This window comes from Mycolicibacterium brisbanense, assembly GCF_001570425.1.
Classification (GTDB): Bacteria; Actinomycetota; Actinomycetes; order Mycobacteriales; family Mycobacteriaceae; genus Mycobacterium; species Mycobacterium brisbanense.
Map to the genome: position 1 here is coordinate 1 of NZ_BCSX01000037.1, position 11859 is coordinate 11859.

The 11859-nt window shown below is 68.1% G+C and carries 15 protein-coding genes and 1 pseudogene; 7 read left to right on the top strand and 9 right to left on the bottom strand.

Annotated elements, in window-relative coordinates; all coding sequences use genetic code 11:
* From RMCB_RS36990 to RMCB_RS20670, 3 genes and pseudogenes are all read right to left on the bottom strand, one after another.
* Positions 1-151: pseudogene (locus tag RMCB_RS36990) on the bottom strand (HNH endonuclease); the annotation flags it as partial.
* Between the two features lie 36 nt (positions 152-187).
* Entirely contained in the window at positions 188-814 is a 627-nt protein-coding gene (locus RMCB_RS20665) for an SAM-dependent methyltransferase (RefSeq protein WP_062830315.1), read from the bottom strand.
* On the bottom strand, positions 801-1754 hold the full coding sequence (locus tag RMCB_RS20670) for an NAD(P)/FAD-dependent oxidoreductase (protein ID WP_062830316.1): 954 nt from the start codon (positions 1752-1754) through the stop codon (positions 801-803). Before RMCB_RS20670 ends, RMCB_RS20665 begins: the two co-directional genes overlap by 14 nt.
* A gap of 46 nt (positions 1755-1800) precedes the next feature.
* Here RMCB_RS20670 and RMCB_RS20675 point away from each other — a divergent pair, with 46 nt between their 5' ends.
* Positions 1801-2379: a type II toxin-antitoxin system RelB family anti-toxin gene (locus RMCB_RS20675; RefSeq protein WP_062830317.1), complete on the top strand. Its 579-nt coding sequence runs from the start codon at positions 1801-1803 to the stop codon at positions 2377-2379.
* Between the two features lie 2 nt (positions 2380-2381).
* Here RMCB_RS20675 and RMCB_RS20680 read toward each other — a convergent pair whose 3' ends face one another.
* From RMCB_RS20680 to cobC, 4 genes are read right to left on the bottom strand one after another with little or no spacing between them, the layout of a single operon-like run.
* Positions 2382-3449 (bottom strand): bifunctional RNase H/acid phosphatase, encoded by a 1068-nt coding sequence (locus tag RMCB_RS20680; RefSeq protein WP_062830318.1) that lies wholly within the window; start codon positions 3447-3449, stop codon positions 2382-2384.
* A complete protein-coding gene (locus RMCB_RS20685) occupies positions 3446-4174 on the bottom strand; it encodes a zinc ribbon domain-containing protein (protein WP_029373706.1) in 729 nt (242 codons plus the stop codon). Before RMCB_RS20685 ends, RMCB_RS20680 begins: the two co-directional genes overlap by 4 nt.
* 12 nt (positions 4175-4186) lie before the next feature.
* Complete coding sequence (locus RMCB_RS20690; RefSeq protein WP_062830319.1) at positions 4187-5326, bottom strand: Nif3-like dinuclear metal center hexameric protein; 1140 nt, start codon at positions 5324-5326, stop codon at positions 4187-4189.
* Positions 5323-6372: an Rv2231c family histidinol phosphate aminotransferase CobC gene (gene cobC / locus RMCB_RS20695; protein ID WP_062830320.1), complete on the bottom strand. Its 1050-nt coding sequence runs from the start codon at positions 6370-6372 to the stop codon at positions 5323-5325. Before cobC ends, RMCB_RS20690 begins: the two co-directional genes overlap by 4 nt.
* 101 nt (positions 6373-6473) lie before the next feature.
* Between cobC and RMCB_RS20700 the strand changes: the two genes are divergently transcribed.
* From RMCB_RS20700 to RMCB_RS20710, 3 genes are read left to right on the top strand one after another with little or no spacing between them, the layout of a single operon-like run.
* Positions 6474-7106, top strand: a complete 633-nt coding sequence (locus RMCB_RS20700; RefSeq protein ID WP_062830326.1) for an HAD-IA family hydrolase — start codon at positions 6474-6476, stop codon at positions 7104-7106.
* Positions 7099-7629, top strand: coding sequence for a low molecular weight protein-tyrosine-phosphatase (locus RMCB_RS20705; RefSeq protein ID WP_072278517.1), 531 nt, complete (start codon positions 7099-7101; stop codon positions 7627-7629). The genes RMCB_RS20700 and RMCB_RS20705 overlap by 8 nt, the downstream gene beginning before the upstream one ends.
* On the top strand, positions 7629-8447 hold the full coding sequence (locus tag RMCB_RS20710) for an SURF1 family cytochrome oxidase biogenesis protein (protein WP_062830322.1): 819 nt from the start codon (positions 7629-7631) through the stop codon (positions 8445-8447). Before RMCB_RS20705 ends, RMCB_RS20710 begins: the two co-directional genes overlap by 1 nt.
* Here RMCB_RS20710 and RMCB_RS20715 read toward each other — a convergent pair.
* Positions 8401-9366, bottom strand: coding sequence for a cobalamin biosynthesis protein (locus tag RMCB_RS20715; protein ID WP_062830323.1), 966 nt, complete (start codon positions 9364-9366; stop codon positions 8401-8403). The two genes, RMCB_RS20710 and RMCB_RS20715, sit on opposite strands and share 47 nt — an antisense overlap.
* Before the next feature lie 35 nt (positions 9367-9401).
* Here RMCB_RS20715 and RMCB_RS20720 point away from each other — a divergent pair, with 35 nt between their 5' ends.
* The 3 genes from RMCB_RS20720 to RMCB_RS20730 all read left to right on the top strand — a co-directional run bounded on the left by RMCB_RS20720 (position 9402) and on the right by RMCB_RS20730 (position 11094).
* Complete coding sequence (locus tag RMCB_RS20720) at positions 9402-10229, top strand: oxygenase MpaB family protein (RefSeq protein WP_062830324.1); 828 nt, start codon at positions 9402-9404, stop codon at positions 10227-10229.
* A gap of 7 nt (positions 10230-10236) precedes the next feature.
* Positions 10237-10632, top strand: coding sequence for a VOC family protein (locus RMCB_RS20725; protein WP_029373713.1), 396 nt, complete (start codon positions 10237-10239; stop codon positions 10630-10632).
* A 93-nt stretch (positions 10633-10725) separates the two neighbouring features.
* On the top strand, positions 10726-11094 hold the full coding sequence (locus RMCB_RS20730) for a hypothetical protein (protein WP_234792200.1): 369 nt from the start codon (positions 10726-10728) through the stop codon (positions 11092-11094).
* Positions 11095-11102: 8 nt separating this feature from the next.
* Here RMCB_RS20730 and RMCB_RS20735 read toward each other — a convergent pair.
* The coding region (locus RMCB_RS20735; protein ID WP_131805561.1) for a PAS and ANTAR domain-containing protein at positions 11103-11859 on the bottom strand (757 nt) is incomplete at its 5' end.

Here is an 11859-nt window from a genome sequence, read left to right on the forward strand (position 1 = left end):
CGGCGCGGCGCTTGGCGTCGAGCAGTGCCGCGCAGCGGGCTTGCCCGGCGGCTGCCGCGGACTTCACCCGCTCGAGTTCTTCCATCCGCCGATGCAGTGCAGCCTCGTCAGCGTCCTCGCTGACCTGCGCCAACACCGCCATATCGAACATATGAGCGATGCTACCCCCGCGCACCGACAAGCCCGCTCAGCGCACCCGCCGCAGCACGATCACGTTATCGATCAGCGTGCCCTGCTGGCCGTCGGGCCCGGTGGCCTCCCGTTCGACTGCATCCACCCGCACCCGCTGCCACTGCTCGGCGGGCAGATTCAACTCATCGACCACCTCGGCCGCGCTGGGGAACCGGAATTCATGCACATGCGCCGGCGCCCACGGCGGTGCGGCACCATGGTCCACGATGACCAGCAGGCCCCCGTCATCGACCACCGCGGCCGCACGGCGCAGCAGCTGCGCGCGGTCCCACGGCAACGGGGATTGCAGGAAGCTCGCCGACACGAGGTCGAACGGGCCGTCCGGGAACGTTTCGGACAAGTCGTGACGCTCGAACGAAATCCGGTCTGCCACCCCACGTTCCGTGGCATCAGCCGAAGCTCGCTGCAGTGCCGTCGACGATATGTCGACGGCCACCACCTGCCATCCCCGTTCGGCCAGCCACATCGCGTCACCCCCTTCCCCACAACCCAAGTCCAGTGCGCGCCCGGGTGGCAGGTCGGCGACGATGGCAGCCATCTGCTGGTTGACGCGGCCACTCCAGATCCGCTCTTTGGCGCCGTAGTGGTCTTCCCAGAACTGTTGCGTCTCAAGCGTTGACATGCTGTCTCCATTCGGGATACGGCAGCCCGTAATCGTCTGCCGACAAACTTTGAACGACGGCCGCGGCGGTTGCCGAGCCGGCTGCGATTGCCGCTGCCACCTGCGGCATCTGACCGGTGATGTCACCGGCGGCGAACACTCCCGGCACCGAGGTGCGCCCGATCGGGTCGACCACGACGGTGTCGACGGCGATCTGACTCGCCGCGGTCTCGAGCCCGAGTTGCGCGACGAGCGACGAGCGTTGCCGCAGCGTCGACGCGACCAGCAGGCCACGGCGCGGCAGCGGGTCTCCTTCGGCGAATCGGATCGCCGCGAGTTCACCGGCATTGCTTTGCAGTTCGACCACGGTCCGCTCATCGATCCGGACCCCGGCCACGGCGAACCTGCGCAATTCGTCCTCGTCGAATTCGGCTGGGCCGTCGGTCAACACCACGATGTCCTGGCTCCAGTTCCGCAACAGCAGTGCCAGATGAATCGCGCGCTCTCCGCGGGCCAGCACCGCCAGCGGCTGGTCTGCCACCTCCCAGCCGTGACAGAACGGGCAGTGGAACACCGACCCACCCCACAGCTCAGCCATGCCGGGCAACTCGCGGACCTCGTAATCCATGCCGGTGGCCAGCAGCACGCGCCGCGCCTGTTCGGTTTGGCCCGTGCTGAGCTCCAGGTCGAAGACCCCATCGGTGCGGCAGACAGTGACGACGTCGCCGTCCAGCACCCGGACCGTCGGGTAGGACGCGAGCTCGTCGCGACCCATCCCGTACAGCTCGGCGGGTGGTCGTCCGTCGTGGCCGAGCAGTCCCCCGATTCCGTGCGCAGCCGAATTACTTTGTGCTCCAGCATCAATCACCAACGTGCGCCTGCGGGCCCGGCCGAGCACCAGCGCCGCACTCAATCCCGCAGCACCGCCGCCCACAATGACGCAATCCCATGAATCAGCCATACCCAGAGCTTGCCCAACCTCGAGAGATCTGCCAAGCTGATTTGCCATGCAGGCAAATCCTGCCGAAGATGACGTCGACACCCTCGTGCGGCGCCGGCTGCGTGAGCTGCGTCGTGAGCGGGGGCTGACACTGGAGGATGTCGCCACCCGGGCCCAGATCGACGTGTCGACACTGAGCCGGTTGGAGTCGGGCAAGCGGCGGTTGGCCCTGGACCATCTGCCCAGGTTGGCGACGGCGCTGTCGGTCACCACCGACGAGCTGCTACGCGCCCCCGAGACGGAAGACCCACGCGTCAAAGGCAGCTCGCACACCCACCACGACATCACCTATTGGCCACTGACCCGGCACGGCCCCGCGGGTGGCTTACACGCCTTCAAGATCCGGATCAGCTCTCGGCGCAACAAACCACCCACCGAGTTTCCGGTGCACGAGGGCCGCGACTGGATGTACGTGCTGTCCGGGCGCCTTCGACTAATTCTGGGAGACCAGGATTTCACCGTCAAACCCGGTGAGGCAGTGGAGTTTTCCACCTGGACGCCCCATTGGTTCGGCGTGGTGGACGGCCCGGTCGAGGCCATCACCATCTTCGGTCCGCACGGCGAGCAGCTGCACCTGCACGCCTAGCGCTACAGGTAGGCGGTCTGGTTCACCAGGCGTACCGACGACGCGCCGTCGCCGTAGAACTCGGCGATCGACAGCGACGCCAGGTCGAGATGCAACCGGTAGAGGATGCCTTCACCGGCGTCGAGCGCCAGACGCAGCAACGTCTTGATCGGCGTCACGTGCGACACCACCAGCACCGTGGTCTCGCCGTGCTCGGCGATGATCTTGTCGCGAGCCCGGCGCACCCGGAGGGCGACCGCGTCGAAACTCTCCCCGCCGGGCGGCTCGACGCTGGTGTCGCGCAGCCACCGCCGGTGCACGTCCGGATCTCGTTGCGCCGCTTCGGCGAATGTCAGTCCCTCCCAGGCACCGAAATCCGTTTCGGTGAGGTCATCTTCAACGATGACGTCCAGACCGAGCGCCTTGGCGGCGATGGCCGCAGTGTCATAGGCACGCTGCAGCGGCGAAGCAACTACCGCCGAAATCCCGCCGATCGAAGCGAGATAACGCGCTGCCGCGTCGGCCTGTCCGCGGCCGAACTCTGTCAGGGCCGGATTGCCGCGGCCAGAATACCGGCGCTCGACGGACAATTCGGTCTGCCCGTGGCGCAGCAACAGCATCCGCGTCGGAGCTCCGGTGGCGCCGGTCCAGCCCGGGGCCGCGGCTTTCTCGGCGACAACCGGCTTCCCAGTTCCAGCGTCCATGGCCTCGTTCGCCAGCCGGTCGGCATGCGCATTCTGCGCCCGCGGGATCCAGGCGAAGGTGACCCGGTCGAACCTCGCCGCCAGTGCGGCCGCTTCCTGCTGCAGCACAACAAGATCCGGATGCTTGACGCGCCACCGGCCCGACATCTGCTCGACCACCAGCTTGGAGTCCATCGACACCGCGACTTCATCGGCGCCCGTGGCCGCCGCGGCCTCCAGCCCCGCGATCAGGCCGCGGTACTCCGCGACGTTGTTGGTGCTGACACCGATGAACTCGTTGCGTTCGGCGAGCACCGACACATGGTCGGCGGTGTACACCACAGCGCCGTAGCCTGCCGGTCCGGGATTGCCCCGCGATCCACCGTCGGCCTCGATGAGCACCTTCACGGTTTGACCCGCAGCAGGATCGCACCGCACTCCGGGCAACGCAGCACCTCGTCGTCGGCAGCCGCGGTGATACGGGCGATCTCGCCCCGGTCGATCTCGATTCGGCAGGCGCCGCAACGCCTGCCCTGCAGCAACCCGGCCCCGGCCCCGCCGCGGGCCCGCTGCTTCTCGTAGAGTTCGACGAGCTCGTCGTCGATCACCTCGATCAGTGCCTTGCGCCGGGTCTGGCACACCTCCCGCGTCTGGTCGAGCTCCACCAGGGCACCGTCGCGTTCCCGCTGTGCCTCGGCGACCCTGATCTGCAGTTCATCGATGCGGGCCAACGCGTCGGATTGTTGCGACTCCAGCTCCTCTCGGCGCTCCATGACCTCGAGCAGGGATTCCTCCAGGCTGGCCTGGCGGCGCTGCAAGGTCTCCAGTTCGTGCTGAATCTCGCTGACCTGCTTGGCGGCAATCGTTCCGCCGTCGAGCAGCGCACGGTCGCGGTCTTCGCGCTGACGGACCGAGTCGATCTCGGTCTCGAACTTGGCCACCTGGGTGCCCAGGTCTTCCAGTGCGATACCGAGTGCGGCCAGCCGGTCGTTGGCGGCACCGTGCTCTGCCTGCACTTCCGCGAGCCGGGTCTGCTCGGCCAGATTCTTGGCGCGATGGGCCAGCCGCCCGAGTTCGGCATCCACCTCGGTCAGTTCCAGAAGCGAACGTTGCTGGGACACTGCAGCTTTCATATTCTCGACTCCCTACGCTCGACTCTCGACATTCCACGGGTCGGTGCGCACCGCACTGACCCGCACCGGCAACGTGTCACCGAAATGCTCACGCAGCACCCCGGCGGCCTGCGCACACCACGGGAACTCGCTGGCCCAGTGCGCCACATCCACCAGTGCCACCTGCGAAGCTCGGCGATGCTCGTCGGCGGGGTGATGACGCAGATCTGCCGTGACATACGCGTCGACACCTGCGGCGTCGACCGCGCGGAGCAGGGAATCCCCCGCTCCCCCACATACCGCCACCCGCGACACCATGGCTTCGGAATCGCCCGACGCCCGCACGCCCCACGACGTGGCGGGCAAGGCCGCGCACACTCGGGATACGAACGCCGACAACGGTTCCGGGCTCGCCAGGGCACCGACCCGGCCAAGGCCCAGATCCCCGGGGATCGGTGCCAGCGCGATGATGTCGAACGCCGGCTCCTCATACGGGTGCGCCGCACGCATCGCGGCCAGGACGGCGGCCCGCAACCGCGACGGCGCGATCACCTCGACCCGATCCTCGGCCACCTGCTCGACGGTGCCGACCTCACCGATCGCCGGGGTGGCGCCGTCGTGCGGCAAGAACTGTCCGGTGCCGGCCACGCTCCAACTGCAGTGCGAATAGTCACCGATGCGTCCGGCGCCTGCCGCGAACAGCGCGTCGCGCACCGCGGCGGCATCGGCCGCCGGGACGAACACCACCCATTTGTCCAGGTTCGGGCCGGCCGCCACGGGTTCCAACACACTCTGCACCTGCAGCCCGAGCGCCTCGGCCAGCGCGTCGGACACGCCCGGTGATGCCGAATCGGCATTGGTGTGCGCGGTGAACAAGGACCGTCCGGTGCGGATCATCTGGTGCAGCAAGGCGCCTTTGGCGGTACTGGCGGCGACGGTGTCCACTCCGCGCAGCAGCAGTGGATGGTGAGCCAGCAGAAGCCCGCGCTCAGGCACCTCGGACACGACGGCGGCCGTGGCGTCGACCGCGACAGTCACCGATTCGACTACCTCGTCGGGGTCCCCGCACACCAGACCGACAGAATCCCAGTCCTGCGCGAGCCCCGGCGGGTATGCGGCATCCAGCACCGCGATGACGTCAGCCAGTCTGACGCCGGCCACCCGCGCGCTCACCTCAACACCTCCGTCACCGCGTCCACCAACACCGGCCACTCCGCCCGCACCGCGGCCCGCAGATAATTCCCCGGCAGACCCACGAACGTATCGCAGCGTCGCACCGCAATACCCTTGCTTTCCAGATGTTTTCGCATCAGCTCCGCATCCGGCACACCGAACAGGACAAACGGTGCCGTCCCGGCCACCACGTCGAGGCCGAGACCACGCAGCGCGGCGACCATCGCCGTGCGCAGCGCCGCCAGCCTACGGGCTCCCGCCTCGGCCTCGGCGACCGCAGCCGGGGTGCTGGTGGCGGCGATCGCCTCCAGTTGCAGCGTGCCCAGCGGCCAGTGAGGCCGCTGGGCGGTGAGGCGGGTGAGCACCGCGGGCGCGCCGAGTGCGTATCCGACGCGCAAGCCGGCCAGCGCCCACGTCTTGGTCAAGCTCCGCAGCACCAGCACATCGGGCAGCACGGCACCTGCCAGCGACTCTGGCTCGCCGGGGACTGCGTCGGCGAATGCCTCATCGACCACCACCAAGCGCCCGGGCCGGCGCAGCGCGAGGATGTCCTCGCGGGAGTGCAGCACCCCGGTCGGATTGGTGGGGTTGCCGATCACCACGAGGTCGGCGTCGTCCGGAACGGCGGATCGATCTGCTCCTCGCGTGCGCACCGCGCCGGAGAGCCCGAACGGCGGTTCCAGCACCACGTGGTGAACAGGCACCCCGGCAGCGGTCAGGACCGCCTCCGGTTCGGTGAACGACGGCGCGATCAGAGCCGCCAGTCGGGGCCGCAGCTGAGCCAGCAGCGCGAAACCATCGGCACCGCCCGCGAGCAGGGCAACGTCAGAGTCATGACGACCGTGCCGTGCTGCGACCGCCGAGACCGCGCGCCGCTCGTCCGCCACGCTGGGATAGCGGCCCAGATCGACCAGCCGGGCAGCCAGGCGTTCGGTCAGCCAGCCCGGCGGCGCCCCGGCGCGCACGTTGACCGCGAAGTCCAGCTGCCCCGGCAAAGCGGCCTGGTCACCGTGGTAGCGGGCGGCCGCGCGGGTTGGACTTGCCACAGCACGACAGTAGTGGGCGGGGACCTGTCTCGGACATCGGGGAGAATGGGTTTGTGACTGGTCCCGTAACTGACACGTCGGCCGCTGTGCGGCCAGAGCTGGTGCTCTTCGACCTCGACGGCACCCTGACCGATTCTGCCGACGGAGTCGTGTCCAGCTTCCGCCATGCGCTGGCCCACATCGGGGCCCCCGTCCCCGAAGGTGACCTCGCCAGCCTCGTGGTCGGGGCGCCCATGCACTACACGCTGGGCGGTATGGGCCTGGGCGCCGACGCCGATGCCGCGATCGCCGCCTACCGCGCCGATTACACCAGCCGCGGCTGGGCCATGAACCGGCTGTTCGACGGCATCGAGGCGCTGCTCGCCGATCTGCGGAAGGCCGGGATCCGGCTGGCTGTGGCCACCTCGAAGGCCGAACCGACCGCGCGGCACATTCTCGAGCACTTCGGCCTCGACGGGTACTTCGAGGTGATCGCCGGGGCCAGCCCGGACGGCACCCGCGCCGCCAAGGCCGACGTGGTGGCCCATGCACTGGCGCAACTGCAGCCGCTGCCGCAACGCGTGCTCATGGTCGGTGACCGTGCCCACGATGTCGAGGGCGCCGCCGAACACGGGATCGACACCGTGGTGGTCGCCTGGGGCTACGGGCGCGACGACTTCACCGGCCCCGCTGCGCTGACCGCACACGCCCATGTCGAGACTGTCGAGTCGCTGCGTGAGGTGCTCGGTGTCTGAGCGGCGGGCAGGAGCGCAGCGACCGGGGAATCGGCACAGCCTGCATGTCACGTTCGTGTGCTCGGGCAACATATGCCGGTCACCGATGGCCGAAAAGATGTTCGCCCACCAGATCAGCGAACGTGGCCTGGCCGACCGAGTACGGGTGAGCAGCGCAGGCACCGGCAACTGGCATGCCGGGGACGGAGCAGACCACCGCGCCTGCAAGGTGCTGCGTGCCCACGGATATCCGACCGACCACCGCGCCGCGCAGATGAACGCCGATCACCTGGGTGCCGACCTGGTCGTCGCGCTGGGCCGCAACCATGCCCGGATCCTCACCGAGCACGGCGTCGACGCCCACCGGCTGCGGATGCTGCGGTCGTTCGACCCGCGCTCGGCGGCCCACACACCCGATGTCGAGGATCCCTACTACGGGACCCAGGCCGACTTCGAAGACGTGTTGGCCGTCATCGAGGCATCGCTACCCGGACTGCACGACTGGGTCGACGCCACCCTGGTCGAGCGGGAAAGCCCGCGCTGATGCGCAGACTGGGGTTCCTGCTCAAGCCACAGTGGCTGGCACTGTTCGTCGTGGTGATGGCGTTCGCCTATCTGTGTTTCACCGTGCTCGCGCCGTGGCAGTTGGGCAAGAACACCAGGACGTCGCGCGAGAACAACCAGATCGCGTCCTCTCTGAAAGCAGATCCGGTGCCCGTGACAGGCGTTCTGCCGCACCAGGATTCGAGCGCTCCCGACCAACAGTGGCAGCGGGTGACCGCCACCGGGCACTACCGGCCCGAGGCGCAGGTCCTGGCCCGGCTGCGGGTCGTCGACGGGGAGCCGGCATATGAGGTGCTGACGCCGTTCGCCGTCGACGGCGGACCCACCGTGCTCGTCAACCGTGGCTATGTCCGGCCTCAGCAGGGCACCTCGGTACCGCCGGTCCCCGACGCACCCCGCAACCAGGTGACCATCACCGCACGGCTGCGCGATTCCGAACCCGTGGTCAGCGGCAAGGAGCCCTTCCGTGCCGACGGCGCCGAGCAGGTGTACTCGATCAGCACCAGTCAGGTCGCCACCGTGACCGGTGTACCGCTGGCCGGTTCGTATCTGCAGCTGGTGGAGAACCAGCCCGGTGGCCTCGGCGTGATCCCGCTCCCCCACCTCGACGCCGGACCGTTCCTGTCGTACGGCATCCAGTGGATCGCATTCGGCATCATCGCCCCGATCGGGTTGGGCTACTTCGTCTTTGCCGAGATCAAGCAGCGGCGGGCCGAACGCGCGTCCCGCCCGGCGGCCCCGGCCGCTCCGCTCACCACCGAGGAGAAACTCGCCGACCGGTACGGCAAGCGGCGCTGAGCGCCACAGCCAACGCCACTGCCACCACCGCGGAACCGGCCTGCACAGCCCGCGAGAGCCGCACCGCCCGGTCCAGATCGGCGATTTCGGGAATCCGCCCGTCGCCCAGCGTCGGCCGGATCTCCAAGCGATGGGTGTACTGCGTCGGTCCACCGAGGCGCACCCCCAGCGCCCCGGCGAACGAGGCCTCCGCGACTCCGGCGTTCGGGCTGGGATGACGCGCGGCGTCGTTACGCCACGCCCTGAGCGCCGCGGACGCTGAGCCACCCACCACGGGTGCGCACGCCGCCACCAAGATTCCCGTCAACCGGGCCGGCACGTAATTGAGCAGATCGTCGAATCGCGCTGCAGCCCAACCGAATCGTTCATAGCGCGGCGACCGGTGCCCGATCATCGCGTCGAGCGTGTTGGCGCCGCGGTACACGAGCACACCGGGCACTCCGCCGACGGCAGCCCAGAACATCGGCGCCACCTGTGCGTCGGAGGTGTTCTCCGCCAACGATTCCACCGTCGCACGGGCTATACCCGTCGCGTCCAGGGCCGCCGGGTCGCGCCCGCACAGCGACGGCAGCAGCCGGCGCGCCCCGTCGACGTCGCCGGCGGTGAGCAGATCCGACATCTGCCCGCCCACGCGGTTCAGCGACGTGCCGCCCAGCGCGATGAACGTCGCGGCCGCCGTCACCCACATCTGGCCCCGCCGCCCTGCCAGCTGGCCCAGCAGCCACAGGCCGCTCAGCAGCAGCGCGGTGTGCCGCAGCCCGGCCCAGCGACTGTCCGCGTAGGTCAGTCTTTCCAACCGCGCCGCGACGGTGCCGAAACCGGCAACGGGATGCCCGCGCCGCGGGTCACCCAGCAGCAGGTCGGCGAGGTACCCGGCGGCGATACCGGCGGCCCGGTCGTGACACCTCGGAACAAACACGTCGGCAGCGTCTCATAAGTGGTCTACTCGGTTTCATGAGGCTGGGTCCGCCGCGTCGGCCGCGCAGGGTGGTCGATCTGCTCAACCCCGCCGCGGTGCTGCTGCCCGCGGCCAATGTGATCATGCAACTGTCCGCGCCGGGAGTCGGGTACGGCGTGCTGGAGAGCCCCGTGGACAGCGGCAATGTATACAAGCATCCGTTCAAGCGGGCGCGCACCACGGGCACGTACCTGGCCGCAGCCACCCTCGGCACCGACTCCGACCGTGCGCTGATCCGCGCCGAGGTCGACAGGGTGCATGCGCTGGTGCGTTCGAAAGCGTCAAGTCCGGTGTCCTACAACGCTTTCGACCCCCACCTGCAATTGTGGGTGGCCGCCTGCCTGTACCGGTACTACGTCGACATGCACGAGTTCCTCTACGGGCCGCTCGACGATGCGTCGGCCGACGCGATCTACGCCGACGCCCGCACGCTCGGCACCACCCTGCAGGTCCGCGCCGGCATGTGGCCCGTGGATCGGGAAGCCTTCGACGAGTACTGGAAACGCTCGCTCGACGATCTGCACATCGACCCGCCGGTACGCGAGCATCTCCACGGGGTGGCCGCGATGGCATTCCTGCCCGCGCCGCTGCGGCTGCTGGCCGGTCGGTTCAACCTGTTCGCCACCACCGGGTTTCTGCCGCAGGCATTCCGCGACCACATGCAGATGACCTGGACGGCCGAACAGCAGCGCCGGTTCGACCTGCTGCTGACCGGCCTGCGGATCGCCGACCGGGTCATCCCCCGCGATCTGTGGGTTTTCGGGTATCGGCTCTACCTGTGGGACATGCGTTCCCGGGCCCGCCGGGGCCGTCGTGTGGTATGACGCTGACATGGCATTCCCTGCTCTGAACCACGTCGCCGTAACCGTGCGTGACCTCGCCGTCAGCGGGCCGTGGTACCGCGCCTTGATCGGAGCCGACCCGGTGCTCGATGAACGCACCGACGCCGGCTTCCACCACCTCGTGTGGCTGCTCGAGGGTGGCACCCTCTTCGGCATCCACCAACACGACCAACCGGCCAGCGACGAGCAATTCAGCGAGTTCAAGGTGGGACTCGACCACGTCGGCTTCGGGTGCGCCGCACGCTCCGACCTGGAGGCCTGGGAAACCAAACTCAACGATTTGGGTATCGAACACGGCGGCATCGTCGACGCACCGTATGGCTCCGGCCTGAGTTTCCGCGACCCCGACGGCGTCGCACTGGAGTTTTTCGCGCCTGCTGGGTAGGCGGAACATCACGTCTCCGGTTCGTTTCGGGTCAGCCGAATAGTTCAGGCCAACGGGGGAACACAGACCTGAGCTGAACGAGGAGGCGCCACGATGTTCACTGCCGACGATCCGGGAGCCCGATCGGTTGATGCGGCACGCAGAGCCGCCGCATTGCGCCGTCGACCCGACGGCCTCACCGCAGAGCAGTCGCACACTCAAGACGACATCAAACAAGCCGAACGCAGCGCGGAAATGGCGCGAATCCGCGCCGCCCGTGCGGCCCGCTCAGCTGCGCGCAGCCTGGAAAAGACAGCCCAACTTCACGAGGGGGTCGCAGCGGCGGACGAACAAACCGTCCGACAGGGTGCCAGTCGCACCGACGTCCATGACCGGTCCGCGGCGTTTCATCGCCAATCGGCAGAGGACGACCACAGGCTGGCTGAGGACAAGAGCAACGAGGCGGACGCCGACGAGAGCTGATATGGCTTTCACTGCGCAGCATCGGCGAGCGTCATCAGGAAGTGGTCGACCTGACCGCGTTCTGACGGTTGAAGATTCAGCAACCCAGGCACTTTCAACACGACTTCGCGGGCGATGTCACGCAACTTGACGTTTGCTTCCTGCGACCGCCACCGCAGCAGGTTGAAAGCCGCCCGCTCATCGATGTCGTAGGCCAGCATCAACATGCCCTTGGCCTGTTCGATGACTGCCCGGTCGGCAACGATCGTGCGCAACTCGTCGCCGACCTCGCGTTGGAGTTCCTCCTCAACCGCATCGGTGACATCGACATAGAGGCCCCGGGTCGCGACGATCCTCATGCTTGCGTCCCTCACAGCCTCCCCGACCACGACGACCTTTCGGATCTCCCCGGTGGTGGTGTAGATGCGGTGGCGGCTGCTGAACGGCGCTTCGGCATGAGCGAGCAGTGTCTTCACGTGCGCGACGTCGTCGGGATGCTTGTGACGAAGCATCAGCTCCGTCGTCGGCTGCACCTCTCCCGGTTCATAACCGTGCATCTGTGCAACAGCGTCAGACCACGTCCACGTTTCCGTGTCGTATCGATATTCGAATCTGCCGACGCGCTGAGGCGGCCCTCCAAGCATCGCCTTCTCGACGTCACCGGCAGCTCGCTCGTCTCCTGACTGCGCTCGCTGAATTTCCCCACTGACGCTCATCGAAATTCCCCACCTGTGTGGCTCCGCCGAGAAGGGCGGGCCTCCCTCGATGCTGCTGGTGTCTGACGCC

Excerpts from the sequence above, each read along its gene's own strand:
- RMCB_RS20710 (WP_062830322.1), top strand. The coding sequence starts at position 7,629 with ATGCGCAGACTGGGGTTCCTGCTCAAGCCACAGTGGCTGGCACTGTTC.
- RMCB_RS20685 (WP_029373706.1), bottom strand. The coding sequence starts at position 4,174 with ATGAAAGCTGCAGTGTCCCAGCAACGTTCGCTTCTGGAACTGACCGAG.
- RMCB_RS20675 (WP_062830317.1), top strand. The coding sequence starts at position 1,801 with ATGCAGGCAAATCCTGCCGAAGATGACGTCGACACCCTCGTGCGGCGC.
- RMCB_RS20670 (WP_062830316.1), bottom strand. The coding sequence starts at position 1,754 with ATGGCTGATTCATGGGATTGCGTCATTGTGGGCGGCGGTGCTGCGGGA.
- RMCB_RS20665 (WP_062830315.1), bottom strand. The coding sequence starts at position 814 with ATGTCAACGCTTGAGACGCAACAGTTCTGGGAAGACCACTACGGCGCC.
- RMCB_RS20720 (WP_062830324.1), top strand. The coding sequence starts at position 9,402 with ATGAGGCTGGGTCCGCCGCGTCGGCCGCGCAGGGTGGTCGATCTGCTC.
- RMCB_RS20725 (WP_029373713.1), top strand. The coding sequence starts at position 10,237 with ATGGCATTCCCTGCTCTGAACCACGTCGCCGTAACCGTGCGTGACCTC.
- RMCB_RS20730 (WP_234792200.1), top strand. The coding sequence starts at position 10,726 with ATGTTCACTGCCGACGATCCGGGAGCCCGATCGGTTGATGCGGCACGC.